This is a genomic window from Pantoea sp. E2023-21 (assembly GCF_051302795.1).
GTDB classification, from domain to species: Bacteria; Pseudomonadota; Gammaproteobacteria; order Enterobacterales; family Enterobacteriaceae; genus Pantoea; species Pantoea ludwigii_A.
The window spans coordinates 2,224,771-2,250,888 of record NZ_CP195344.1; the positions used below are offsets into that span (position 1 = coordinate 2,224,771).

A 26,118-nucleotide genomic window follows, 5' to 3' on the forward strand; every position below is an offset into this window, starting at 1 on the left:
TCACGCCGCCCTCGCGGGCCGCGCAAATCTATCCGGTAAAACAAGCTGAAAATCAGGTCTCTCAGACCAAAACGCCTCTGGCGTTGTAAGGTTAAGCCTCACGGGTCATTAGTACCGGTTAGCTCAACGCATCGCTGCGCTTACACATCCGGCCTATCAACGTCGTAGTCTTCAACGTCCCTTCAGGACCCTCAAGGGGTCAGGGAGAACTCATCTCGGGGCAAGTTTCGTGCTTAGATGCTTTCAGCACTTATCTTTTCCGCACTTAGCTACCGGGCAATGCCATTGGCATGACAACCCGAACACCAGTGGTGCGTTCACTCCGGTCCTCTCGTACTAGGAGCAACCCCCCTCAATTCTCCAGCGCCCACGGCAGATAGGGACCGAACTGTCTCACGACGTTCTAAACCCAGCTCGCGTACCACTTTAAACGGCGAACAGCCGTACCCTTGGGACCTACTTCAGCCCCAGGATGTGATGAGCCGACATCGAGGTGCCAAACACCGCCGTCGATATGAACTCTTGGGCGGTATCAGCCTGTTATCCCCGGAGTACCTTTTATCCGTTGAGCGATGGCCCTTCCATTCAGAACCACCGGATCACTATGACCTGCTTTCGCACCTGCTCGAGCCGTCACTCTCGCAGTCAAGCTGGCTTATGCCATTGCACTAACCTCCTGATGTCCGACCAGGATTAGCCAACCTTCGTGCTCCTCCGTTACTCTTTGGGAGGAGACCGCCCCAGTCAAACTACCCACCAGACACTGTCCGCAGCCCGGATTACGGGCCTACGTTAGAACATCAAACATTAAAGGGTGGTATTTCAAGGTTGGCTCCACGCAGACTGGCGTCCACGCTTCAAAGCCTCCCACCTATCCTACACATCAAGGCTCAATGTTCAGTGTCAAGCTATAGTAAAGGTTCACGGGGTCTTTCCGTCTTGCCGCGGGTACACTGCATCTTCACAGCGATTTCAATTTCACTGAGTCTCGGGTGGAGACAGCCTGGCCATCATTACGCCATTCGTGCAGGTCGGAACTTACCCGACAAGGAATTTCGCTACCTTAGGACCGTTATAGTTACGGCCGCCGTTTACCGGGGCTTCGATCAAGAGCTTCTCCTTGCGGATAACCCCATCAATTAACCTTCCGGCACCGGGCAGGCGTCACACCGTATACGTCCACTTTCGTGTTTGCACAGTGCTGTGTTTTTAATAAACAGTTGCAGCCAGCTGGTATCTTCGACTGGCTTCGGCTCGGGGAGCAAGTCCCTCCACCTACGCGCCAGCGTGCCTTCTCCCGAAGTTACGGCACCATTTTGCCTAGTTCCTTCACCCGAGTTCTCTCAAGCGCCTTGGTATTCTCTACCTGACCACCTGTGTCGGTTTGGGGTACGATTTCGTGTTACCTGGAGCTTAGAGGCTTTTCCTGGAAGCAGGGCATCAGTTACTTCACCACCGTGGTGGCTCGTCGTCACGCCTCAGCCTTAAGACACCCCGGATTTACCAAAGGTGTCAGCCTACACGCTTAAACCGGGACAACCGTCGCCCGGATAACCTAGCCTTCTCCGTCCCCCCTTCGCAGTAACACCAAGTGCAGGAATATTAACCTGCTTCCCATCGACTACGCTTTTCAGCCTCGCCTTAGGGGTCGACTCACCCTGCTCCGATTAACGTTGAACAGGAACCCTTGGTCTTCCGGCGAGCGGGCTTTTCACCCGCTTTATCGTTACTTATGTCAGCATTCGCACTTCTGATACCTCCAGCATGCCTCACAGCACACCTTCAACGGCTTACAGAACGCTCCCCTACCCAACAACACATAGTGTCGCTGCCGCAGCTTCGGTGCATGGTTTAGCCCCGTTACATCTTCCGCGCAGGCCGACTCGACCAGTGAGCTATTACGCTTTCTTTAAATGATGGCTGCTTCTAAGCCAACATCCTGGCTGTCTGTGCCTTCCCACATCGTTTCCCACTTAACCATGACTTTGGGACCTTAGCTGGCGGTCTGGGTTGTTTCCCTCTTCACGACGGACGTTAGCACCCGCCGTGTGTCTCCCGTGATAACATTCTTCGGTATTCGCAGTTTGCATCGGGTTGGTAAGCCGGGATGGCCCCCTAGCCGAAACAGTGCTCTACCCCCGAAGATGAGTTCACGAGGCGCTACCTAAATAGCTTTCGGGGAGAACCAGCTATCTCCCGGTTTGATTGGCCTTTCACCCCCAGCCACAAGTCATCCGCTAATTTTTCAACATTAGTCGGTTCGGTCCTCCAGTTAGTGTTACCCAACCTTCAACCTGCCCATGGCTAGATCACCGGGTTTCGGGTCTATACCCTGCAACTTAACGCCCAGTTAAGACTCGGTTTCCCTGCGGCTCCCCTATACGGTTAACCTTGCTACAGAATATAAGTCGCTGACCCATTATACAAAAGGTACGCAGTCACCCCCATAAATGAAGGCTCCCACTGCTTGTACGTACACGGTTTCAGGTTCTGTTTCACTCCCCTCGCCGGGGTTCTTTTCGCCTTTCCCTCACGGTACTGGTTCACTATCGGTCAGTCAGGAGTATTTAGCCTTGGAGGATGGTCCCCCCATATTCAGACAGGATACCACGTGTCCCGCCCTACTCTTCGAACTCACAGAATGTGCACTTTCGTGTACGGGGCTGTCACCCGGTATCGCGCGACTTTCCAGACGCTTCCACTAACGCACAAACTGATTCAGGTTCTGGGCTGTTCCCCGTTCGCTCGCCGCTACTGGGGGAATCTCGGTTGATTTCTTTTCCTCTGGGTACTTAGATGTTTCAGTTCCCCAGGTTCGCCTCGCAACACTATGTATTCATGTTGCGATGATGCACTGAGTGCACCGGGTTTCCCCATTCGGACATCGTCGGCTGTAGCGGTTCATATCACCTTACCGACGCTTTACGCAGATTAGCACGTCCTTCATCGCCTCTGACTGCCAGGGCATCCACCGTGTACGCTTAGTCGCTTAACCTCACAACCCACAGGCGTTTTGCAACGCGTGCAGACTGCAAGCATTTGAGAGACTCGAACATGTCGTTATTCATTTCCTATTACGGAGAAATGAACCAACATGTCGTTTCAATTTTCAGCTTGTTCCGGATTGTTAAAGAGCATAATACTTCGCAGCACGCCGTTGCCGGCACGCTCTGAAGTATTGTTTTGAGTCACTGTAATGGTGGAGCTAAGCGGGATCGAACCGCTGACCTCCTGCGTGCAAGGCAGGCGCTCTCCCAGCTGAGCTATAGCCCCATACAGTTACTGCAGAGACCACTACTACCACTCACCAGGAGTCCCGTTTTTACAAACGGTCATTTCTTTTCAGGCAAGGCAAAGTGTCGCGACGTATAGTTCACTATACGAGCGGCGCTTTAACGCAGCATGAGAAGAAATTTGGTAGGCCTGAGTGGACTTGAACCACCGACCTCACCCTTATCAGGGGTGCGCTCTAACCACCTGAGCTACAAGCCTGTAGAGGTTTTTTCTGCTCGTTACTTTCTATCAGACAATCTGTGTGAGCACTACGCGGGAAGGTATCTTCAGGTAAGGAGGTGATCCAACCGCAGGTTCCCCTACGGTTACCTTGTTACGACTTCACCCCAGTCATGAATCACAAAGTGGTAAGCGCCCTCCCGAAGGTTAAGCTACCTACTTCTTTTGCAACCCACTCCCATGGTGTGACGGGCGGTGTGTACAAGGCCCGGGAACGTATTCACCGTAGCATTCTGATCTACGATTACTAGCGATTCCGACTTCACGGAGTCGAGTTGCAGACTCCGATCCGGACTACGACGCACTTTATGAGGTCCGCTTGCTCTCGCGAGGTCGCTTCTCTTTGTATGCGCCATTGTAGCACGTGTGTAGCCCTACTCGTAAGGGCCATGATGACTTGACGTCATCCCCACCTTCCTCCAGTTTATCACTGGCAGTCTCCTTTGAGTTCCCGGCCGAACCGCTGGCAACAAAGGATAAGGGTTGCGCTCGTTGCGGGACTTAACCCAACATTTCACAACACGAGCTGACGACAGCCATGCAGCACCTGTCTCAGAGTTCCCGAAGGCACCAAAGCATCTCTGCTAAGTTCTCTGGATGTCAAGAGTAGGTAAGGTTCTTCGCGTTGCATCGAATTAAACCACATGCTCCACCGCTTGTGCGGGCCCCCGTCAATTCATTTGAGTTTTAACCTTGCGGCCGTACTCCCCAGGCGGTCGACTTAACGCGTTAGCTCCGGAAGCCACTCCTCAAGGGAACAACCTCCAAGTCGACATCGTTTACGGCGTGGACTACCAGGGTATCTAATCCTGTTTGCTCCCCACGCTTTCGCACCTGAGCGTCAGTCTTTGTCCAGGGGGCCGCCTTCGCCACCGGTATTCCTCCAGATCTCTACGCATTTCACCGCTACACCTGGAATTCTACCCCCCTCTACAAGACTCTAGCCTGCCAGTTTCGAATGCAGTTCCCAGGTTAAGCCCGGGGATTTCACATCCGACTTGACAGACCGCCTGCGTGCGCTTTACGCCCAGTAATTCCGATTAACGCTTGCACCCTCCGTATTACCGCGGCTGCTGGCACGGAGTTAGCCGGTGCTTCTTCTGCGGGTAACGTCAATCGGTAAGGTTATTAACCTCACCGCCTTCCTCCCCGCTGAAAGTACTTTACAACCCGAAGGCCTTCTTCATACACGCGGCATGGCTGCATCAGGCTTGCGCCCATTGTGCAATATTCCCCACTGCTGCCTCCCGTAGGAGTCTGGACCGTGTCTCAGTTCCAGTGTGGCTGGTCATCCTCTCAGACCAGCTAGGGATCGTCGCCTAGGTGAGCCATTACCCCACCTACTAGCTAATCCCATCTGGGCACATCCGATGGTGTGAGGCCCGAAGGTCCCCCACTTTGGTCTTGCGACGTTATGCGGTATTAGCTACCGTTTCCAGTAGTTATCCCCCTCCATCGGGCAGTTTCCCAGACATTACTCACCCGTCCGCCACTCGTCACCCAAGGAGCAAGCTCCTCTGTGCTACCGTTCGACTTGCATGTGTTAGGCCTGCCGCCAGCGTTCAATCTGAGCCATGATCAAACTCTTCAATTTAAGTTTGATTTGCTGCAACGAGTGCAGCGATGCTCATCTGTAAAACGTCATAATGAATTTCATTATGTGTTCACTCGTGAGACTTGATATTTTTTTGCGTCCGGAGACGCTGATATCAATCCTGCGAGTGCCCACACAGATTGTCTGATAAATTGTTAAAGAGCGTTGCGAGCAGCGGGTTAACCGTCTGTCGCGAGGTGGCGTATATTACGCTTTCCTCCTTCGGAGTCAAACACTTTTTTCAGCGTTTTCATCCGGCGGGGTGAATTTCTTCACTCCCTGCTGAGCCGTCTGCGTTGCCGCTTTGCCGTCTCAGTGGTGGCGCATTATAGGGAGTTATTCGGAGCTGACAAGTGCAAATTTCAAGTTTTTGCGCGACCGCTCACTTTCCAGGCGATACGTTGCAAAAAGCAGCTGATTCTTGCGAAAAGGCCAAAAAAAACGGGCCCGCAGGCCCGTTTCAAGTGAATGTCATTACTGATGAGCAACAATCACATCGTCTTTTACATCCATTTCAATCGTTTTACCCGGAACCAAGGCACCAGAAAGAATCTGCTGCGCCAGCGGGTTTTCAATCTGCTGCTGAATAGCACGCTTCAATGGACGCGCACCATAAACCGGGTCATAACCATTTTCGCCGAGCAGTTTGAGCGCATCATCGGAGATATGTAGCTGGTAGCCACGCTCCTCAAGACGTTTATACAAACGTTGCAACTGAATCTGCGCAATCGAAGCAATGTGTTTTTCGCCCAGCGGATGGAACACCACCATGTCATCTATACGGTTGATAAATTCCGGACGGAAGTGCTGTCCAACAACCGTCATTACCACCTCTTTCATTTCCGGATAATCCAGAGAACCAAAACGTTCCTGAATAAGGTCGGAACCAAGGTTCGAGGTCATGATCACCACGGTATTACGGAAATCCACCGTGCGGCCTTGCCCATCAGTTAAGCGACCATCATCCAACACCTGCAGTAGGATGTTGAACACATCAGGATGCGCCTTCTCGACTTCATCCAGCAAAATCACCGAATAAGGCCGACGGCGTACCGCTTCGGTCAAATATCCGCCCTCTTCATAGCCGACGTATCCTGGAGGTGCACCCACCAGACGCGACACGGAGTGTTTTTCCATAAACTCGGACATATCAATGCGCACCATTGCGTCATCGCTGTCGAATAAGAAGTTAGCCAGCGCTTTACACAATTCGGTTTTACCGACGCCCGTGGGTCCAAGGAACAAGAAGGAACCAATTGGACGATTCGGATCCGATAGGCCAGCTCGGCTACGTCGAATCGCATTCGAAACCGCTTCAACCGCTTCGTTCTGTCCGATAACGCGTGAGTGCAACTCTTGCTCCATACGCAGCAATTTATCGCGTTCACCTTCCATCATGCGTGCGACTGGAATTCCAGTCCAACGTGCCAGCACGTCGGCGATCTCCACATCCGTTACGCGATTGCGTAACAGCTTCATGGTTTTCCCCTCAGACTGCGTAGCAATGGCTAACTGTTTCTCCAGCTCCGGAATTTTACCGTACTGCAGTTCAGACATCTGACCAAGGTCGCCAACGCGACGCGCTTGCTCCATCGTCAGACGCGCTTGCTCAAGTTCTGCTTTGATGTTCTGCGTGCCGGTCAAAGAGGCTTTTTCTGCTTTCCACTCCTCTTCAAGCTCAGCGTATTCACGCTCTTTCTGATCAAGTTCGCTTTCAAGCATTTCCAGACGTTTCACGCTGGCGTCATCAGACTCTTTCTTTAATGCCTGCTGCTCCAGTTTTAACTGGATAATGCGACGCTCCAGTCGATCGAGTGATTCGGGCTTCGAATCCATCTGTAAACGAATACTGGATGCCGCTTCATCAATCAGGTCAATGGCCTTATCTGGCAGCTGACGATCGGAAATGTAACGATGCGACAGCGTCGCCGCAGCCACAATCGCGGGATCGGTGATCTGCACATGGTGATGCAGTTCATAGCGTTCTTTCAATCCGCGCAGAATGGCAATGGTATCTTCCACACTCGGCTCAGCGACAAAAACTTTCTGGAAACGACGTTCCAGTGCCGCATCTTTCTCAATAAACTGACGATACTCATTCAGCGTAGTTGCGCCGACACAGTGCAACTCACCGCGCGCCAGTGCGGGTTTCAGCATGTTGCCCGCATCCATTGCACCATCGGCTTTACCGGCGCCAACCATGGTATGCAGTTCGTCGATAAACAGAATGACGTTGCCTTCCTGTTTCGCCAGATCGCTAAGCACGCCTTTGAGACGCTCTTCAAATTCTCCGCGATATTTGGCGCCAGCCACCAGCGAACCCATATCCAATGCCAGCACGCGACGACCTTTGAGACCTTCCGGCACTTCACCATTGATGATGCGCTGCGCTAAACCTTCGGCGATAGCCGTTTTACCGACGCCAGGTTCACCAATCAGTACCGGGTTATTTTTGGTACGACGCTGCAACACCTGAATGGTGCGACGGATCTCTTCATCACGCCCAATGACCGGATCCAGTTTGCCAAGTTCGGCACGCTCGGTAAGGTCAATGGTGTATTTTTTTAAAGCCTGACGCTGATCTTCAGCCCCTTGATCGTTCACGTTGTCTCCTCCCCGTAATTGGTCGATGGCCTTAGAGAGTTTGTCCGAAGTCGCGCCAACTGATTTCAAAAGGTCAGCCAGCGAGCCACGTGAATCGAGGGCCGCCAATACAAATAATTCAGATGATATAAAGTTATCGCCGCGCTTTTGCGCCAGCTTGTCGCACAGGTTAAGCACCCGAATGAGATCGGCGGATGGCTGTACGTCGCCATCGGTACCTTCTACCTGCGGCAGTCGATTAATTGCTTGTTCAATACTGGTGAGCAGACCAGCCACATCGGCACCCGCTGCGCTTAGCAACGGACGCACCGATCCGCCTTCCTGATTAAGCAGCGCGCTCATCAAATGAAGGGGTTCAATGAATTGATTGTCATGTCCCAGAGCAAGGGACTGTGCATCGGCAAGTGCCAGTTGAAATTTATTAGTAAGACGATCCAGACGCATAATTCCTCCCATTACAGGTCAAAATGCTACTGGAGATTAAATGAGGTCATCCCTCAAATTTTTCAAGGTTAATGACCTGAGTTGTGAGCAAAAAATACGCTAACTGGACCGTCTTGTGGCGTAAGACTATCTCAGCCAAATCAAAGTTGCCATACGCCCGGTAACACCATCGCGCCGGAAGGAGAAAAAATCATCGCGTTCATGGAAGGTACAACGCATTGTACCGCTGATGGAATGCACTCCGGCAGCCTGCAGGCGCAGGCGAGCCAGCAGCCAAATATCGGCAAAGTATTTGCTACCAACCGGGCGAAAAGCCTGTTCCGCTTGTAAATCATGTGCCATGAATGCCGATCTGACTTCCGGTCCAACTTCAAATGCTTGCGGACCGATTGCCGGGCCAAGCCATGCATGGATGTCGTTCGCCGGACAGTGAAACTGTGACAACGTCTGTTCCAGTACGCCATTGCAGAGTCCACGCCATCCAGCATGCGCAGCTGCGACTTCACTGCCATCTTTGCTACAAAACAACACCGGCAAACAATCCGCCGTCATCACTGCGCAAACCACCCCGCTTTCACGCGTGATTGCGGCATCAGCGCGCGGTAGCGGTTCAGTGGCAGGTAAGCGCGCAACGATTTGACCATGAACCTGATCGAGCCATTGCGGCATCTTAGGTAATGCCAGCTGCTCAATTAAGCGTTGACGATTTTGAGCAACATGCGACTCAGCGTCGCCAACATGCCCACCAAGATTCAGCGAATCCCAAGGGGCAGCGCTAACGCCGCCGTGACGCGTGGTGGAACATGCCCGAACATGCTGCGGCGCAGGCCAATCCGGGATGATCCATTCACTCATAGCCAGTCCATCTGATCGCGGAATTCATGAGTATCGGCTTTCAGTGCATCAATTAAATCGACCATATCCTGCGGCAATGGCGCATGCCATTCCATCTCAATACCGGTAATCGGATGATAGAGACGTAACATCGTGGCATGCAGCGCCTGGCGATCAAAACCACGGAGTGTTGTGATGAAAGCTTCAGATGCCCCTTTTGGCGGACGTGGACGGCCACCGTAAAGCGGATCGCCCACCAGCGGATGATTGATATGGGCCATATGCACACGAATCTGATGCGTACGACCCGTTTCAAGGCGTAAACGCAAACGCGTATGTGCACGGAAGTGCTCCATGATGCGGTAATGCGTAGTCGCCGGTTTACCCATAGGATGTACCGCCATATGCGTGCGTTTGGTTGAATGGCGCGCCATTGGCTGATCCACAGTACCACCCGCAGTCATGGTGCCGATGGCGACCGCTTCATATTCACGCGTAATTTCACGCAGCTGCAGCGATTCAACCAAGTGCGTTTGTGCAGGAACGGTTTTCGCTACCACCATCAAGCCGGTGGTGTCTTTATCCAGACGATGAACAATGCCTGCGCGAGGTACGTCAGAAATCGGTGGATAGTGATAGAGCAGTGCGTTAAGCACTGTGCCATCCGGATTCCCTGCGCCTGGATGTACCACTAAACCACGGGGTTTGTTGATTACCAGAATGTCGTCATCTTCATAAACAATGTTGAGTGGGATGTTTTGCGCTTCCCAGCGTTGCTCTTCTTCGATCTCAGCATCAATCGAAACATGCTCACCGCCAAAAACTTTTTCTTTTGGTTTATCGATGATAGTGCCGTTGACGCTGACTCGGCGCTCAAGAATCCATTCTTTTATGCGAGAACGTGAATAATCAGGGAACAATTCTGCCAAAGTCTGATCTAAGCGTTGTCCAAGCTGTGCTTCGGACACCGTTGCGGTGAGTTGAACTTGTTGTGCCATATACAGCTTCTTCGTTAACGTTGGGTTTTCACGGCGATGCCGTTTAATATAATGTGCTATCGTACCTGGTCATAACTGGGAGCTATACGGACAGCTTCTGCTACAACACTTTGAGGATAATCATTTCGTCATGACGCGTATGAAACATCTGGTGGCTGCTGCCACACTGAGCCTGAGCCTGGCGCTTGTGGGTTGTTCCGGCTCATCGGATCCAGTCCCGGACAGCCCGCCGTCTGAAATTTACGCCACGGCCCAGCAAAAGCTGCAGGACGGTAACTTTAAAGCGGCGATTAAGCAACTGGAAGCACTGGATAACCGCTATCCATTTGGTCCTTACTCACAGCAAGTACAGCTGGATTTGATCTACGCGTATTACAAAAATGCCGATCTGCCACTAGCGCAAGCCGCTATATCTCGCTTTATGCGTCTGAATCCAACCCATCCGAATATCGACTATGTCATCTATATGAAAGGTCTGACGGATATGGCGCTGGATGACTCTGCATTGCAGGGCTTCTTCGGTATCGATCGTTCCGATCGTGATCCGACGCACGCTCGTGATGCTTTCCGTGACTTCTCGCAGTTACTGCGCAGTTATCCAAACAGCCAATATGCTGCGGATGCACAGAAACGTTTAGCATTCTTGAAAGAGCGCCTGGCGAAGTATGAACTCTCGGTGGCGCAATTCTATACCAAGCGCGGTGCTTATGTCGCTGTTGTTAACCGCGTGGAAACGATGATGAAGGATTATCCGGATACTGAGGCGACTCATGAAGCGTTGCCGTTGATGGAAAATGCTTACCGCCAGCTGCAATTGACGGCTGAAGCCGACAAAGTGGCAAAAATCATTGCGGCGAATAATCAGTCCTGATTATTACATCCACAAAAAAGCAGCCTATATGGCTGCTTTTTTTATGTCACTTTGTGGGTAACTCAGTAATTTTACTGATTTATCATCATTATTATCCCATCAATCATGCGCCCTTCCTCTCTCGTCTTCAAGAGTTTCGCACCACTTTCCCAGCCTTTCTCACAATTAAGCGGCATTGACAAAAAGTGACATTTCAATGTGATCTAGATCACACATTTTCTTGATATCCGCGGTATGCTGGTCCTACCCAGACGGAAATGACAGAGAGGTTTAACTATGATTCTGAACATTACCAGCAAACAAATGGAAATCACCGAGGCCATCCGTAACCACGTTGAAGAGCGCCTCGCCAAGCTGGAAAAATGGCAAACACATCTGATAAACCCTCACATTGTGTTATCGAAAGAGCCGAAGGAATTTGTGGCAGACGCCACCATTAATACGCCTAACGGAACGCTGGTTGCCAGCGCGAAACATGATGATATGTATACGGCCATCAATGACTTGATTGCCAAGTTGGAGCGACAACTCAATAAAGCGCAACATAAACCCGAAGCCCGTCGCGCCAACAGTAGTGTTAAAGATTTCATGCCTACGGAATAAACATACATCTTTAGTAACGCGCCTCCGGGCGCGTTTTTTATTGACAGCTTTAAATCACTGCGGTTACTCTCAAGCCACTTCATTTATGGAACCAACCATGAAACATCTACCGTTCTTCTTCGCATTCTTTTTTACCTTCCCCTGATTGGGAGGCGATTCGTCATGTGAAAATGAATGCGAAGACGAACAACAAAGCCTCCCAAATGGGAGGCTTTTTTATTGGACATTTTACAGGTGAGCCCTATGAATCCCGAAAATCCGCTGCTGGCCTTACGCGATAGGATCAGCGCCGTTGATGAAAAACTCTTAGCGCTTTTATCAGAGCGTCGCACACTGGCCGTTGAAGTTGCTCAGGCAAAACTGGCAACGCATCGTCCGATCCGCGACGTTGAGCGCGAACGTGCTCTGCTGGAAAATCTCATTTCTCTGGGTAAAAGGCATCAGCTAGATGCGCACTACATCACGCGTTTATTCCAGTTGGTGATTGAAGATTCGGTTCTTACCCAGCAAGCACTATTGCAAAAAAACCTCAACCATCCGCATGCACATGCACCACGCATTGCATTCCTTGGACCGAAAGGTTCTTATTCACACCTCGCGGCGCGTAAATATGCTACCCGACATTTTGATTCGATGGTTGAGTTAGGCTGTTTGAAATTCCATGACATCATTCATCAGGTTGAGAGCGGCCAAGCGGATTACGCAGTAATGCCCATTGAAAATACCAGCTCGGGTTCGATCAATGACGTTTACGATCTGCTTCAGCAAACCACGCTATCGATTGTGGGTGAACTGACCATTCCGATTGAGCACTGTGTACTGGTAAACGGCAGCACCGACCTACAGCAAATCGACACGGTCTATAGCCATCCACAACCCTTCCAGCAGTGCAGCCAGTTCATTAATCGCTTCCCGCAGTGGAAAATTGAGTACACAGAAAGTACCGCCGCGGCGATGGAAAAGGTAGCAGCGATGAATTCACCAAAGGTTGCCGCATTGGGTAGCGAAGCAGGCGGTGAGCTGTATGGATTGCAAGTGCTAGAACGTAATCTGGCCAATCAACAACAGAACCATACGCGCTTCATTGTGCTGGCCCGTAAAGCGATTGAGGTTTCCAGCCAGGTTCCGGCGAAAACGACTCTGATTATGGCGACTGGCCAACAAGCTGGCGCATTGGTTGAGGCGCTGATGGTATTACGTAACCACGGTCTCATCATGAGTAAATTGGAAAACCGTCCAATCAACGGCAATCCATGGGAAGAGATGTTTTATATTGATGTGCAAGGCAATCTGCAATCAGAGAGCATGCAACTGGCATTAACGGAGTTGAGCGGCTTAACCCGTTCATTAAAAGTTCTTGGCTGCTATCCCGGCGAGAATGTGGTGCCGGTAGAGCCACGCCTCTAAGCAAAAAGGCATCCTCAGGGATGCCTTTTGTTCTATTGCCGGCTGTCGTTCGCCGATCGCAGCATGCTTCTGCTTTCTACCAGGAAGCGCTTAGCGTAATCACCAAACCAATGTTCGACGCGTTCGAAGCTATCGATGAAGGCTTGCTTATCGCCCTGCTCGAGCAGTTTGATCGCATCGCCAAATCGCTGGTAGTAACGTTTGATCAGCGCCAGATTACTCTCTGAGGACATGATGATGTCCGCGTAAAGTTGTGGATCCTGCGCGAACAGGCGCCCAACCATTGCCAGTTCAAGGCGGTAAATTGGTGAAGATAACGCCAGCAGCTGATCCAGATTGACGTTCTCTTCCGCCAAATGCAGTCCGTAAGCGAAAGTCGCAAAGTGACGCAGTGCCTGAATAAATGCCATATTCTGGTCGTGCTCAACGGCACTGATACGATGCAGACGCGCGCCCCAGACCTGAATCTGCTCGAGAAACCATTGATAAGCTTCCGGCTGACGGCCATCACACCAAACTACAACCTGCTTAGCCAGGCTGCCGCTATCCGGACCAAACATCGGGTGCAAGCCCAGAACCGGTCCGGTGTGCGCGGCTAACATCGCCTGCAGAGGGCGATTCTTCACCGAGGCCAAATCGACCAGAATGCAATCCTCTGGCAACTTAGGTAACTCACCGATAATTTGCTCTGTCAGATGGATTGGCACACTGATGATCACCATGCCCGCATCTTTCAACAGTTCGTCTGAGCGATCCCAATCGCCTTTATCCAGAATCCGCACCTGATAACCAGAAAGCGTAAGCATCTTTTCAAACAGACGCCCCATCTGGCCACGACCACCTACAATCACCACCGGACGCAGCGTCGGACAAAGCGTTTTGAAGCCTTTGTCATTTTCATGCGCATAAGATTCACGCATCAAGCGACGCAATACATCTTCAATCAAGTCTGGCGACACGCCAATGGCTTCAGCTTCCTGGCGACGTGAAGCCAACATGCTGGCCTCACGCTCAGGTACGTAAATGGGTAAACCGTAGCGGCTTTTAACTTCACCCACTTCGGCCACTAGCTCAAGTCGTTTTGCCAGTAGCCCAAGCAGGGCTTTATCTACTTCATCTATTTGATCGCGTAGCGCGGTCAGTTCAGCCACCATGACTCATTACACCTCGTGTGACAGACGCGCCGACAGCACTCCCTGCAGATCCTGATGGATTTCACGCAGCAAAGTTTCTGTAGTTTCCCAGTCAATACAGGCATCAGTAACGGATACACCATATTTCATTTCGCTGCGTGGCTGTTCAGAAGACTGGTTGCCTTCATGAATGTTGCTTTCCAACATCAGGCCAATGATGGAACGGTTTCCATCTTTAATCTGCGCGATAGCCGATTCGGCTACGCCAGGCTGGCGGCGATAGTCTTTGTTAGAATTACCATGGCTGCAATCTATCATTAAGGCCGGGCGCAGTCCCGCTTTCAGCATCTCTTTTTCACACTGCGCGACATCTTCAGGACCATAGTTGGGTGCTTTTCCACCGCGTAAAATCACATGTCCATCTGGGTTGCCCTGCGTTTGCAACAGACAAACCTGACCGGCCTGATTGATGCCAACAAAGCGATGTGGCATTGCGGCGGCGCGCATAGCATTGATGGCGGTGCCGAGACTGCCATCGGTGCCATTTTTAAAGCCAACCGGCATTGAAAGACCCGATGCCATTTCACGGTGAGTTTGTGATTCAGTAGTACGTGCACCGATCGCAGACCAGCTAAACAGATCGCCCAGGTATTGTGGACTATTAGGATCCAGCGCTTCGGTCGCCAGCGGTAAACCCATCTCAACAAGATTAACCAGCAGCTGACGCGCGATATGTAGCCCAGCTTCCATATCAAATGAATTATTCATGTAAGGATCATTGATTAACCCCTTCCAGCCGACGGTGGTTCGAGGTTTTTCAAAATAAACGCGCATAACGATGTACAGCTGATCCTTCAACTGTGCAGAGAGTGATTGCAACTGACGGGCATAGGCAAGTGCGGCTTCGGTATCGTGAATCGAACAAGGGCCACAAACCACCAACAGGCGCGGGTCGCGGCCCGCAATAATGTCGGCAATGGTTTGGCGAGAAGACGCAATTTGCGCTTCTTGCGCCGCAGTGAGCGGGAATTTGGCCTTCAGCTCTTGCGGGGTAATTAAAATCTGTTCGTCGGCGATATGCACATTGTTCAGCGCGTCTTTTTGCATGATTGCGATCCTTTTTACTCGTATATGCGGTTTGGGATCCTCACTGAGGATGACGCTTACTTTATCACACCCTGTACAGCTTGCAATCCACATATGTACACTTTTGTTACCATAAGAATAAAAAGGCACTTAATATAATATAATATTGATTAATATCATGATGTTAACAAAATACACCACCACAGCAAAATGTAAACTAATGATTACACCCCATCGCATCTCGCTAATGATTTTTGCCCTCAGTCCAGCTAACATTCTGTTATTCATTATTTTTCAGGGATCGTGCGATGCCTATTCCACTTATAACACTGCGTCCTTTTACATTGCAGGATGTAGATGCTTTTACCCAAGCCGTAAATGAATCAGTGAGCAGCCTACAACCCTGGTTGCCTTGGGCACATGAGAACTATCATCCTGATGAAGCAGCCCGCTGGATCGATTTCACACGTATACAACGCAGTAACGGTGAGGCGGAAGAGTTCGCCATTGTTGATGGTAACGATCGACTATTGGGCGGTGCGGGTATTCGCTTTGCAAAGCAAGCAGACGAATGGAGTGCGTTAGGGTATTGGGTACGCAGCGATACGCAGCGCCAGGGCGTGGCGACGCGCGCAGTCGCGCAGTTGGTCGAATTTGGCTTCAAATATCCACACATTAACCAGCTGGAAATTCTGGCAGCAGAAGAGAATTATGCCAGCCGTGCGGTTGCCTTACGCAGCGGCTTCACGTTGGTTGATTATCGCTATGGACTCATCGTATTGGAAAGCGGAGCGGTAAACACCGCGATCTATCATTTGCAGCATCCATAAAAAAAGGGGCTGGCCAAATGGCCAACCCCTTTTTGCTATTAACTTTGAGAAGTCGCTTACGCGCCAAGACGCTCTTTGATACGAGCTGACTTACCGGTACGCTCACGCAGGTAATACAGTTTGGCTTTACGCACAGCACCACGACGTTTAACAGCAATGCTGTCAATTACTGGAGAGTGAGTCTGGAAGACACGCTCAACACCTTCGCCGTTAGAAATCTTACGAACAGTGAATGCAGAATGCAGACCGCGGTTACGAATAGCGATAACCACGCCCTCGAATGCCTGCAGACGCTTCTTAGAACCTTCTACGACCCATACTTTCACTTCCACGGAATCACCCGGACGGAATGAAGGTACGTCCTGCTTCATCTGCTCTTGTTCAAGTTGCTTGATAATGTTGCTCATAATTAAATCTCTTATCCTGGGTAAACTGATAGTGAGGGAAGATTACTCTCCCGCCTCATCGTTTTGTTGCTGCTGATGTTCCCGTTGGAACTCATTTAGCAACCGTGCTTGCTCTTCAGTCAGAGCCAGGTTTTCCAGAAGTTCAGGTCTTCTTAGCCAGGTACGGCCTAACGACTGTTTCAGGCGCCAGCGGCGAATCTCGGCATGGTTGCCCGACAGCAGAACTGGCGGAACTTCCATCCCTTCTAACACTTCAGGTCGGGTGTAGTGCGGGCAATCCAGCAAACCATCCGAGAACGAATCCTCATCGGCTGACGCCTGTTTACCCAATACGCCTGGAATAAACCGGGCGACTGAGTCAATCAACGTCATGGCTGGCAGCTCACCGCCACTGAGAACGTAATCACCGATTGACCATTCTTCATCAATCTCAGTGTGAATTACGCGCTCATCTATCCCTTCATAGCGACCACAAACCAGAATCAACTTCTGATTGGTTGCTAGTTCGCAAACGCCCTGTTGGTCTAGTTTGCGTCCCTGAGGTGAAAGATAAATCACCTTAGCGCCTTCTCCCGCCGCCGCTTTCGCTGCGGAGATGGCGTCCCGTAAGGGTTGCACCATCATCAACATTCCCGGTCCGCCGCCGTAAGGACGATCGTCCACGGTACGGTGCCGGTCATGCGTGAAGTCACGAGGACTCCAGCTTTGAATGTCGAGCAGGCCATTTTTTACTGCCCGGCCAGTTACCCCGTACTCGGTAATAGCGCGAAACATCTCTGGAAACAGGCTAATAACACCAATCCACATCGCGTTCGCCGTTACGTTACCGGATTGTCCGGAGATCAAAAACCAGGATCCCAATCTACTTCAATAAGGCCAGTAGAGAGATCGACTTTCTTGATAACCTGTTCATCAAGAAACGGAATTAACCGCTCTTGCGCACCGAATGCATCCTTCAGGTTTGCCTTAACGACGAGCACGTCGTTCGAGCCGGTTTCCATCAAATCAATGACTTTGCCCATTTCGTAGCCGTCGAGGTTCACTACTTTCATCCCCATAAGGTCTTTCCAGTAGTAATCGCCTGCTTCCAGCGCTGGCAGCTGCGTGGAGTCAACTGTAATTTCGCAATTGGTTAACTGTGCCGCAGCGTCCCGATCGTCAATGCCTTTGACTTTGATGATCAGGTCCTGATTGTGGTGCTTCCAGCCCTCGAGTTCGACCTGCTGCCATTTACCGGCGCGCTGGATGAACCAAGGTTGGTAGTCGAAGATGCTTTCAGCGTCTTCAGTGGAGGAAAACACTTTGAGCCAACCCCGAATTCCGTAAGCCGCGCCCATTTTTCCCAATACAATCGGGTTAACGGGAGGCTGCCCGGCAGGTTTAATGCTCATGCTCACCACCGTGACAGATTAAGCTGCTTTCTTTGCTTCTTTGATCAGCGCGTTAACGCGATCAGAAAGCGTTGCGCCCTGGCCAACCCAGTGCTCAATACGGTCCAGATCCAGACGCAGACCTTCAGCCTGACCAGAAGCGATCGGGTTGAAGAAACCTACGCGCTCGATGAAACGACCGTTACGAGCATTGCGGCTGTCAGTTACGACGACCTGATAGAACGGACGCTTTTTAGCGCCGTGACGTGCCAAACGAATTGTTACCATAACATCCTCATTAGTTAATAAAGCGCTCGGGCCCCATCGAGGAACGGGGCCCGAGCGCGATATAAAAAGCCCGAAAATTTTACTCATTTTGGCGCAAAAAGCAACCTAAGCGTGCCAAATTTCCGGCTTTTTGACGGCCGCCTTAGCGACCAGGGAATCCAGGTGGCATCATGCCTTTCATGCCACGCATCATTTTGGCCATGCCACCTTTCTTCATTTTCTTCATCATGCGCTGCATATCATCGAACTGTTTCAACAGTCGATTAACGTCTTGCACCTGCATGCCTGAGCCCAGCGCAATACGACGTTTGCGCGAACCCTTGATAATCTCTGGCTTCTCACGCTCTTTACGCGTCATCGAGTTGATGATGGCTTCCATACGAACCAGCACTTTGTCATCCATCTGCGATTTCACGTTGTCGGGCAGTTGCCCCATGCCCGGCAGTTTGCCCATCAGGCTCGCCATGCCGCCCATGTTGCGCATCTGCTTCAACTGCTCAAGGAAGTCGTTGAGGTCGAAACCGTCGCCGGTTTTCAGTTTCTTCGCCAGTTTCTCCGCCTGATCGCGGTCAACTTTGCTCTCGATATCTTCGATCAGCGACAGAACATCGCCCATGCCAAGAATGCGCGATGCGATACGCTCTGGATAGAAAGCTTCCAGCGCTTCGGTCTTCTCGCCCATCCCCATAAATTTGATGGGCTTGCCGGTAATATGACGAATCGACAGTGCCGCACCACCACGCGCATCACCGTCGACTTTGGTCAGGATCACGCCGGTCAGCGGCAGCGCTTCGTTGAAGGCCTTCGCGGTATTAGCGGCATCCTGACCCGTCATGGCATCGACCACAAACAGCGTTTCCACCGGATTAATCGCGGCGTGTACCTGTTTGATTTCGTCCATCATCGCTTCATCGACGTGTAAACGGCCGGCGGTATCCACCAACAGCACATCGTAGAATTGCACTTTGGCTTGTTTCAGCGCGTTCTGAACAATATCGACCGGCTTTTGGCTCAGATCGGACGGACAGAAATCAACGCCGACTTGCTCAGCCAGGGTTTCCAGCTGTTTGATCGCCGCAGGGCGATAAACGTCAGCAGAAACGACCAGAACTTTCTTCTTATGCTTCTCGCGCAAAAATTTACCCAGTTTCGCCACGCTGGTGGTTTTACCGGCACCTTGCAAACCCGCCATCAGCACCACGGCCGGCGGCTGGGCATTCAGATTGAGCGCATTATTTTCGGCGCCCATCGCTGCAACCAGTTCGTTGCGCACGATTTTGATGAACTCCTGGCCTGGCGTCAGGCTTTTGTTCACATCGTGACCAACGGCGGCTTCTTTCACGCGATTAATAAATTCACGCACCACCGGTAGCGCCACGTCGGCTTCCAGCAGCGCCATACGCACTTCACGCAGCGTATCTTTGATGTTGTCTTCGGTCAGCCTTCCGCGGCCGCTGATATTGCGCAGAGTTTGCGACAAACGATCGGTTAAATTATCAAACATGCTCTCTCACTTAGAACCGTAGCGAGGCCGCCATAGGCGACACAATGCGGCGGATTATAACACGAAGAAGAAGCGATCTCTGCAATTGACCGTCAGATCGTTTGGAGCCTGCTGCTGCTGGCGCTATACTGCTTTTTTCCTTATCTGACCGATACCTGAAAGGATCTATGTTCGTTTTCGCGATCGTGGCGCTGTTCGCCTACTCCCTCAGTCTTGCATTGATCATTCCCAGCCTGCTTAAACGCAACGGTGGCTGGCGTCGTTTTGCTGTGCTTTCCGCCTGCGTGGCGCTGATTGCGCACGCCATCGCTCTGCAGCAGCGTATTTTCGCTGTTGATAACGGGCAAAATCTCAGCCTGCTGAATATCGGCTCGCTGGTTAGCCTGCTGATCTGCGCCATCATGACGATTGTCGCCTCGCGCAATCGTGGCTGGCTACTGCTACCGATTGTTTACAGCTTTGCGTTGATAAATTTGGCCTTTGCCACCTTTGTGCCAAATGCCTTTATTACGCATCTGGAAACCACGCCGGGCATGATGGTGCACATCGGCCTGTCGCTGTTTGCCTATGCCACACTGATTATCGCGGCACTGTATGCGCTGCAGCTGGCGTGGATTGATTACCAGTTAAAAAACAAGAAACTGGCTTTTACTCAGGATATGCCGCCGCTGCTCAGCATCGAGCGCAAAATGTTTCACATCACGCAAATCGGTGTGGTGCTGCTGACGCTGGTGCTGTGCACTGGATTGCTCTTCATGCACAACCTGTTTAGTGCTGAGAATTTAGACAAAGCGGTTCTCTCCATCATTGCCTGGTTTGTCTATATCGTTTTGCTGTGGGGACACTATCGTGAAGGCTGGCGCGGACGCCGCGTCGTGTGGTTTAACTGTGGCGGCGCCTTGCTGCTAACGATGGCTTACTTCGGCAGTCGCGTGCTTCAGCACCTGCTCACCTCTCACTAAGGATTTTGTGTTGGAACACGTTTCAACCACCACGTTGATCATTACGCTGGTCATCATGGTGCTGGTCTCTGCGTATTTCTCCGGTTCAGAGACCGGCATGATGACGCTCAATCGTTACAAACTGCGCCATAAAGCCAAAAGCGGTAATCGCGGCGCGCGGCGTGTAGAAAAACTGTTGCGTCGCCCCGATCGCTTAATCAGCCTGGTGTTAATCGGCAACAACCTCGTTAATATTCTCGCTTCCGCGCTCGGCACTATTGTTGGTATGCGCCTGTATGGCGATGCTGGCGTCGCCATTGCCACCGGTATTCTGACGTTTGTGGTGCTGGTATTTGCTGAAGTACTACCGAAAACGGTCGCAGCGCTCTATCCCGAGAAGGTGGCTTATCCCAGCAGCGTGTTACTGGCTCCGCTGCAATATGTGATGTTGCCGCTGGTGTGGCTACTGAACACCATTACGCGCATGTTGATGCGCATGGTCGGCATTAAAACCGATGGTTCAATCAGCTCGGCATTGAGTAAAGAAGAGCTGCGCACCATTGTGCATGAATCACGTTCACTGATGTCGCGGCGCAATCAGGACATGCTTCTCTCGGTGCTCGATCTGGAAAAAGTCAGCGTGGACGACATTATGGTGCCGCGCAATGAAATCGTCGGCATTAACGTTAACGACGACTGGAAATCGATTGAACGCCAGCTCAGCCATTCGCCGCACGGGCGCATCGTGCTGTTCCGCGATTCGCTGGATGACTGTGTCGGTATGCTGCGCGTGCGTGAAGCGTGGCGCATGATGACCGAGAAGAAGGAGTTCAATAAAGATCGTTTGTTGCGTGCCGCTGATGAAATTTACTATGTCCCTGAAGGCACGCCGCTCAACGTGCAACTGGTTAAATTTCAGCGCAATAAAAAGAAAGTCGGCATGGTGGTTGATGAATATGGCGATATCAAAGGATTAGTGACAATCGAGGACATTCTGGAAGAGATCGTTGGCGATTTTACCACCTCAATGTCCCCGTCGCTGGCCGAAGAAGTGATGCCGCAAAATGACGGTTCAGTCTTGATCGAAGGCAGCGCCAATGTGCGTGAAATTAACAAAGCCTTTAACTGGACACTGCCGGAAGATGATGCGCGCACCGTTAACGGCATGCTGCTGGAAGCGCTGGAAGAGATTCCGCTGGTCGATACCCGCGTCACGATTGGTGCCTACGATATCGATATTCTCGATGTACAGGACAATATGGTGAAGCAGGTGCGCATCACGCCGCATCATGCACTGAAATCCTCCATCGGCTCCTGACGCTTGCAAACAAAAACGCCGCGATAATCGCGGCGTTTTTCATTGTGTCTCAACTAGATATGCAGCTCTTTCAGCTTTTCAGCTGGCAGCTTCAAATCTTCGTTGCGGTTCACGCCGATGTCGTGAGCCAGCACATTGCGCGCGATCTGCTGCGCTTCATCCAGTGAGTGCAACTTGTAGCTACCGCACTGATATTCGTTCAGCTCTGGAATCTGGCCCTGTTCTTTTACTTTCAGGACATCTTCCATCGCGCCTTTCCACGCTTTCGCCACACGTTGCTCGTCAGGCGTACCGATCAAACTCATGTAGAAGCCGGTGCGGCAACCCATCGGTGAGATGTCGACGATTTCTACGCCATCGCCATTCAGGTGATTACGCATGAAGCCGGCAAACAGGTGCTCCAGCGTATGAATGCCACGCTCAGTCAGAATCTCAATATTCGGACGGCAAAAACGCAGGTCGAAAACGGTGATGGTATCGCCATGCGGAGTTTTCATGGTTTTTGCTACGCGTACTGCAGGTGCGCCCATGATGGTGTGATCAACAGTAAAACTATCCAGTAGTGGCATACGTCACCTCCTGTTTTGGAATTTTTTTAAAACGATGAAACTTTTCTGTTCGTCCAACGTCTGAATATATGAAAGACGCGCATTTGTTATCATCATCCCTGACAACAGAGATGTTTATTTTGGCCACATTGATGTGGCCATTTTCTTTTCTAGCCTTCGCGACCCGCAAGGTAGCTTTCGAAATCCAGCGTATCGCTCTGTTCCAGCTTCTCTTGTGCCTGAACCGACTCTCGCGCCTGACGACTAAAATCATCCTCAGTCAGAATCTCTAACGACTCTTCGCACAACAGATGACGATATTGCTCTGCCAGGGCCACGCCAGCGCCAGTTAAACCGTTTTCTTTGATCGCATGAAGAATGCGCGCCGAATAGGTTAGCTCAGGATCGTCGAAAGATGCCACCAGTTGATCGCAAACCTGCTGATATTGCGTGTTGCCGTGATTGCTGTCGAGCACTTCCGCCACGCGACGGAGATCGGCAAACAGCGCTTTACCCACTTCTACCAACGTATGTTCAGTTTCGCTACAGCCGACAGCGATGACCTGGCCGGGCTTACGCCCTTCCATTACCACGCGGTTCCAGTTCTTACGTGTACACAGCAATTCATCGGCGCTCATTTCCGGCGCATCTGCCAGCGTACACCAAATCAGGAACAGGTCGAGGAAGCGTGCCTGGTCGGCATCTACGCCGATGGCGGAGAATGGGTTGATATCCAGCGAACGCACTTCAATGTATTCAATACCGCCGCGTAGCAGCGCATCAGATGGCGCTTCGCCTGAACGCGTAACGCGTTTCGGCCGAATGGGCGCATACAGCTCGTTTTCAATCTGCAGCACGTTGGTGTTCAGCTGTAGCCAGTTGCCATCGGCATCTTTGGTGCCCATTTCGGCATACTCTTCCGACGGCGTCTTGATCGCGGCTTTCAGTGCTGCAACGTAACCTTCCAGCGAGTTAAAAGTGATACCCAACCCGCTCTGCGATTTGTTGGTGTAACCGAGGTCGCTCAGGCGCAGTGAGGTCGCATGTGGCAGCCACAGCGTGCCCTTGCCGTCAGTCTCAAACGGTAGATTGCTCTCGCGCCCTTGCAGGAAAGAGGAGCAGATCGCCGGCGATGCACCGAACAGATACGGAATGACCCAGCCAAAACGATAATAGTTGCGAATCAAACGCAAATAGCCGGCAGAGATGGTCTCTTTGCCGCTTTCTGCATCTTTTACATCCGCCCACTCCTGCCAAAACGACAGCGGCAGCGAGAAGTTATAGTGCACGCCAGAGATAATCTGCATCAGCGCGCTATAGCGATTCTTCAGTCCCTGACGATACAACGTTTTCATTTTGCCGATGTTGGAGTTGCCATATTGCGCCAACTCAATGCTATCAACGTCATCAATCAAGCCAGGCATGCTGAAAGGCCACAAGCGCTCTTCGCCCAACTCACGCGCCACATGGCGGTGAATATCGCGCAGGAACGCCAGTGAACGATCGATGCTCTGATCAACCGGCGTGATGAACTCCATCAGCGTTTCGGCAAAATCGGTGGTGATCCAATCGTGCTTAAGCGCCGAACCGAGTGACTCAGGATGTCCTGTGGTTGCCAGGTGACCATCGGGTTTTACGCGTAATGATTCGCGCTCAATACCACGGCCGATACCCTTTAACGCGTCAGGATGCGCTTCCAGCCAGGAAAGTGCCTTAGATACGTCCGGGATCACATTAACCTCCCGCTGTGTGAATAATTTATTTTTGTTCAGCATAATGTTAACCGTAGCCTCGAATCTGTGCGAATCAATGCCACCATTGCATTGTTTGTAATGTGGCGGTCGCGATAACGATATAACGCAGCGTTTTACCGATGGCGAGGAACAGTACCGAAGGCAGCCAGGCAAAGCGCAACCAACCTGCAAGTACGCAGAGTAAGTCGCCCACTACCGGCAGCCAGCTAAAAATCAGTGCTGCAGGTCCCAATCGGTGTAACCACGTCATTGCTGTGTCGTGCCATCGCCCTTGCCCTTTAAGCGGCATCAGGCGACCAAGAAGAATGTTGGTCAGGCCACCCAGCGTGTTTCCCACTGATGCAGCCAATAACAATCCATAAACCGAACCCTTTTGAGCGATCAGCAGTGCAACAAGCACCGCTTCCGAGCTCCCCGGTAACAGGGTTGCACTCAGAAAGCTGCTGCCGAATAACGATCCATAGGTCAGAAATTCATTCACAGTAAACGGACATCAACCACGTCCATGCCTGCTGCTTTGGCAGCTTGTACGCCAAAGTCAGCATCCTCAAACACCACACAGCGCTCGGGGGCGATACCCATTAATTCAGCGCAGCGTAAAAAGGTATCCGGTTGCGGTTTGTGGCGTTGTACGTCATCAGCCCCGATAACCGCATCAAAGAAATGGTACACACCTAATTCTTCGAGCAAGGCTTTCGCCAGGCTGTGTTCACTGCCGGTGCCCACCGCCATTGGACGGCGACCATGATAGGCTTTGACCACCTCCATCAACGGAAGCGGGCGCACGTCATCCAGCAACATCGCCTTCAGGGCAACGGTTTTTTCCGCCGCTAAGAGGTGCGGATCGTGCTTAGCATTGTTCTGATCAAGAATGAACTGCGCCAGTTGCCAGGTTGGGGCACCATTGAAGCCCACCATTTTTTCTTCATCCATGGTGAAACCGTAGCGGCTAAGCACCTGCTGCCAGGCTTTTCGATGTGTCGGCTCAGTATCGAGAATTGTGCCGTCCATATCGAAAATCAGGGCATCATATTGGTCGTACATTGTCACTCCATCGAGTACCACAAAATGAGCCATTACTTTAGCGTAATGCGCTCAGGTTGTCGCCAGGCGCGCTTAACCGCAAATGCTTTGAAAGCATTAGCATTTTTCGTTTTAGGAAAAAGGTCAGAGTGCAATGCCGGGGATAAACGACGGTTAATTCAGCGATTTTTTTGCAAGCGACGATTACGACGTAAAGATTTAGAAAGCGAGTGTCAAAAAAAAGAGGGATTACGAAGAAGAGATGGTGCATCCAGGAGGATTCGAACCTCCGACCGCTCGGTTCGTAGCCGAGTACTCTATCCAGCTGAGCTATGGATGCATCGAGTTACTGCTGAAGTAAATTTTGAGAAGCTTAAAGATGAATGGTGCATCCAGGAGGATTCGAACCTCCGACCGCTCGGTTCGTAGCCGAGTACTCTATCCAGCTGAGCTATGGATGCATTGAGATTTTCTTTCGAGGAACTAACTGAAACAACCTGAGGATGATACGAAGAATGGTGCATCCAGGAGGATTCGAACCTCCGACCGCTCGGTTCGTAGCCGAGTACTCTATCCAGCTGAGCTATGGATGCATCGAGTTAATTCTTGTACAGCGCAGGGTGCAAACAACTCACCATGAAAGGAACTGCTCGTTCACTCTTACTTCATCTTTCCGAATGGTGCATCCAGGAGGATTCGAACCTCCGACCGCTCGGTTCGTAGCCGAGTACTCTATCCAGCTGAGCTATGGATGCATCGGAAATGGCGGTGAGGCGGGGATTCGAACCCCGGATGCAGCTTTTGACCGCATACTCCCTTAGCAGGGGAGCGCCTTCAGCCTCTCGGCCACCTCACCTTACGCGTTCTTCCGAACCGTGCTTCTGAACTTGTTTCTGCTCATCGGCACTGCGTGGCGCACATATTACTTTCCCGGACTTATAAGTCAAACATTTATTTTCAGCCATTTGTTTGATTGCACAAATGACGCTCAATTCGGATGCTTTAGCGACAAAAAGAGTGATTTATCAACAAAGAAAGCCTGCAGGAG

Annotated in this window: 21 protein-coding genes, 7 tRNA genes, 2 rRNA genes and 1 other annotated feature; of the genes, 7 read left to right on the forward strand and 23 right to left on the reverse strand. The window is 51.4% G+C overall.

The annotated features are described in order from the left end of the window. Positions 1-87 precede the first annotated feature (87 nt). The 7 genes from ACRQ84_RS10485 to rluD form a co-directional block, all read right to left on the reverse strand. Positions 88-2,995: ribosomal RNA gene (locus tag ACRQ84_RS10485) — 23S ribosomal RNA — on the reverse strand. A 202-nt stretch (positions 2,996-3,197) separates the two neighbouring features. Then, positions 3,198-3,273 (reverse strand) — tRNA-Ala (locus ACRQ84_RS10490). Positions 3,274-3,415: 142 nt separating this feature from the next. After that, a tRNA-Ile gene (locus tag ACRQ84_RS10495) sits at positions 3,416-3,492 on the reverse strand. A 73-nt stretch (positions 3,493-3,565) separates the two neighbouring features. After that, positions 3,566-5,107 (reverse strand): 16S ribosomal RNA (locus ACRQ84_RS10500). The 16S and 23S rRNA genes sit together here with 2 tRNA genes alongside, the layout of an rRNA operon. Before the next feature lie 474 nt (positions 5,108-5,581). Continuing rightward, on the reverse strand, positions 5,582-8,155 hold the full coding sequence (gene clpB / locus ACRQ84_RS10505; RefSeq protein ID WP_483816008.1) for an ATP-dependent chaperone ClpB: 2,574 nt from the start codon (positions 8,153-8,155) through the stop codon (positions 5,582-5,584). 126 nt (positions 8,156-8,281) lie between these two features. Next, positions 8,282-9,010: a purine nucleoside phosphorylase YfiH gene (gene yfiH / locus ACRQ84_RS10510; RefSeq protein ID WP_483816009.1), complete on the reverse strand. Its 729-nt coding sequence runs from the start codon at positions 9,008-9,010 to the stop codon at positions 8,282-8,284. Beyond that, complete coding sequence (rluD, locus tag ACRQ84_RS10515; protein WP_064737987.1) at positions 9,007-9,987, reverse strand: 23S rRNA pseudouridine(1911/1915/1917) synthase RluD; 981 nt, start codon at positions 9,985-9,987, stop codon at positions 9,007-9,009. The genes yfiH and rluD overlap by 4 nt, the downstream gene beginning before the upstream one ends. A gap of 130 nt (positions 9,988-10,117) precedes the next feature. On the opposite strand from rluD, the gene bamD reads away from it, so the two are divergent. From bamD to pheA, 4 genes are all read left to right on the forward strand, one after another. Then, a complete protein-coding gene (bamD, locus tag ACRQ84_RS10520) occupies positions 10,118-10,858 on the forward strand; it encodes an outer membrane protein assembly factor BamD (protein WP_064737988.1) in 741 nt (246 codons plus the stop codon). A gap of 276 nt (positions 10,859-11,134) precedes the next feature. Next, entirely contained in the window at positions 11,135-11,461 is a 327-nt protein-coding gene (gene raiA, locus ACRQ84_RS10525) for a ribosome-associated translation inhibitor RaiA (RefSeq protein ID WP_007893325.1), read from the forward strand. 96 nt (positions 11,462-11,557) lie between these two features. Next, positions 11,558-11,682: a sequence feature (Phe leader region), on the forward strand. Further along, positions 11,559-11,606, forward strand: a complete 48-nt coding sequence (pheL, locus tag ACRQ84_RS10530; protein WP_100703679.1) for a pheA operon leader peptide PheL — start codon at positions 11,559-11,561, stop codon at positions 11,604-11,606. It overlaps the preceding feature by 48 nt. 22 nt (positions 11,683-11,704) lie before the next feature. Further along, on the forward strand, positions 11,705-12,868 hold the full coding sequence (gene pheA, locus ACRQ84_RS10535; RefSeq protein WP_064737989.1) for a bifunctional chorismate mutase/prephenate dehydratase: 1,164 nt from the start codon (positions 11,705-11,707) through the stop codon (positions 12,866-12,868). 32 nt (positions 12,869-12,900) lie between these two features. On the opposite strand, the gene tyrA is transcribed toward pheA, so the two are convergent. After that, positions 12,901-14,022 carry a bifunctional chorismate mutase/prephenate dehydrogenase gene (gene tyrA, locus ACRQ84_RS10540; RefSeq protein ID WP_064737990.1) on the reverse strand — a complete coding sequence of 374 codons (1,122 nt, stop codon included), beginning with the start codon at positions 14,020-14,022 and terminating at the stop codon, positions 12,901-12,903. A gap of 6 nt (positions 14,023-14,028) precedes the next feature. Beyond that, positions 14,029-15,108 carry a 3-deoxy-7-phosphoheptulonate synthase gene (locus ACRQ84_RS10545; RefSeq protein WP_061719955.1) on the reverse strand — a complete coding sequence of 360 codons (1,080 nt, stop codon included), beginning with the start codon at positions 15,106-15,108 and terminating at the stop codon, positions 14,029-14,031. 287 nt (positions 15,109-15,395) lie between these two features. On the opposite strand from ACRQ84_RS10545, the gene ACRQ84_RS10550 reads away from it, so the two are divergent. Beyond that, positions 15,396-15,917: a GNAT family N-acetyltransferase gene (locus ACRQ84_RS10550; RefSeq protein WP_483816010.1), complete on the forward strand. Its 522-nt coding sequence runs from the start codon at positions 15,396-15,398 to the stop codon at positions 15,915-15,917. 56 nt (positions 15,918-15,973) lie between these two features. Here the strand turns inward: ACRQ84_RS10550 and rplS are convergent, their stop codons facing one another. The 5 genes from rplS to ffh all read right to left on the reverse strand — a co-directional run bounded on the left by rplS (position 15,974) and on the right by ffh (position 19,486). Continuing rightward, entirely contained in the window at positions 15,974-16,324 is a 351-nt protein-coding gene (gene rplS, locus ACRQ84_RS10555; protein ID WP_007893316.1) for a 50S ribosomal protein L19, read from the reverse strand. A gap of 42 nt (positions 16,325-16,366) precedes the next feature. Continuing rightward, positions 16,367-17,131, reverse strand: a complete 765-nt coding sequence (gene trmD / locus ACRQ84_RS10560) for a tRNA (guanosine(37)-N1)-methyltransferase TrmD (protein ID WP_064737992.1) — start codon at positions 17,129-17,131, stop codon at positions 16,367-16,369. A 35-nt stretch (positions 17,132-17,166) separates the two neighbouring features. After that, positions 17,167-17,715, reverse strand: coding sequence for a ribosome maturation factor RimM (rimM, locus tag ACRQ84_RS10565; protein WP_483816011.1), 549 nt, complete (start codon positions 17,713-17,715; stop codon positions 17,167-17,169). Positions 17,716-17,733: 18 nt separating this feature from the next. Then, positions 17,734-17,982: a 30S ribosomal protein S16 gene (gene rpsP, locus ACRQ84_RS10570; RefSeq protein ID WP_007893313.1), complete on the reverse strand. Its 249-nt coding sequence runs from the start codon at positions 17,980-17,982 to the stop codon at positions 17,734-17,736. 142 nt (positions 17,983-18,124) lie between these two features. After that, positions 18,125-19,486, reverse strand: a complete 1,362-nt coding sequence (gene ffh, locus ACRQ84_RS10575) for a signal recognition particle protein (RefSeq protein WP_008108995.1) — start codon at positions 19,484-19,486, stop codon at positions 18,125-18,127. A gap of 167 nt (positions 19,487-19,653) precedes the next feature. Here ffh and ACRQ84_RS10580 point away from each other — a divergent pair, with 167 nt between their 5' ends. Together ACRQ84_RS10580 and ACRQ84_RS10585 are read left to right on the forward strand one after the other, a co-directional pair. After that, positions 19,654-20,448 carry a cytochrome C assembly family protein gene (locus ACRQ84_RS10580; RefSeq protein ID WP_064737993.1) on the forward strand — a complete coding sequence of 265 codons (795 nt, stop codon included), beginning with the start codon at positions 19,654-19,656 and terminating at the stop codon, positions 20,446-20,448. Positions 20,449-20,458: 10 nt separating this feature from the next. Continuing rightward, the gene (locus ACRQ84_RS10585; RefSeq protein ID WP_064737994.1) at positions 20,459-21,745 is read left to right on the forward strand and encodes an HlyC/CorC family transporter; all 1,287 of its coding nucleotides are present in this window, start codon (positions 20,459-20,461) and stop codon (positions 21,743-21,745) included. Positions 21,746-21,798: 53 nt separating this feature from the next. On the opposite strand, the gene luxS is transcribed toward ACRQ84_RS10585, so the two are convergent. The 9 genes from luxS to ACRQ84_RS10630 all read right to left on the reverse strand — a co-directional run bounded on the left by luxS (position 21,799) and on the right by ACRQ84_RS10630 (position 25,926). Continuing rightward, a complete protein-coding gene (gene luxS / locus ACRQ84_RS10590; protein WP_007893307.1) occupies positions 21,799-22,314 on the reverse strand; it encodes an S-ribosylhomocysteine lyase in 516 nt (171 codons plus the stop codon). Between the two features lie 149 nt (positions 22,315-22,463). After that, the gene (gene gshA / locus ACRQ84_RS10595) at positions 22,464-24,068 is read right to left on the reverse strand and encodes a glutamate--cysteine ligase (RefSeq protein WP_483816012.1); all 1,605 of its coding nucleotides are present in this window, start codon (positions 24,066-24,068) and stop codon (positions 22,464-22,466) included. A gap of 31 nt (positions 24,069-24,099) precedes the next feature. Next, entirely contained in the window at positions 24,100-24,528 is a 429-nt protein-coding gene (locus ACRQ84_RS10600; protein WP_064737996.1) for a YqaA family protein, read from the reverse strand. Next, positions 24,525-25,091, reverse strand: a complete 567-nt coding sequence (yqaB, locus tag ACRQ84_RS10605; RefSeq protein ID WP_483816013.1) for a fructose-1-phosphate/6-phosphogluconate phosphatase — start codon at positions 25,089-25,091, stop codon at positions 24,525-24,527. The genes ACRQ84_RS10600 and yqaB overlap by 4 nt, the downstream gene beginning before the upstream one ends. Before the next feature lie 242 nt (positions 25,092-25,333). Continuing rightward, a tRNA-Arg gene (locus ACRQ84_RS10610) sits at positions 25,334-25,410 on the reverse strand. A gap of 44 nt (positions 25,411-25,454) precedes the next feature. Beyond that, positions 25,455-25,531 (reverse strand) — tRNA-Arg (locus ACRQ84_RS10615). A 55-nt stretch (positions 25,532-25,586) separates the two neighbouring features. Continuing rightward, a tRNA-Arg gene (locus ACRQ84_RS10620) sits at positions 25,587-25,663 on the reverse strand. 85 nt (positions 25,664-25,748) lie between these two features. Then, positions 25,749-25,825, reverse strand: a tRNA-Arg gene (locus ACRQ84_RS10625). Positions 25,826-25,833: 8 nt separating this feature from the next. Further along, positions 25,834-25,926 (reverse strand) — tRNA-Ser (locus ACRQ84_RS10630). Positions 25,927-26,118: the final 192 nt, after the last annotated feature.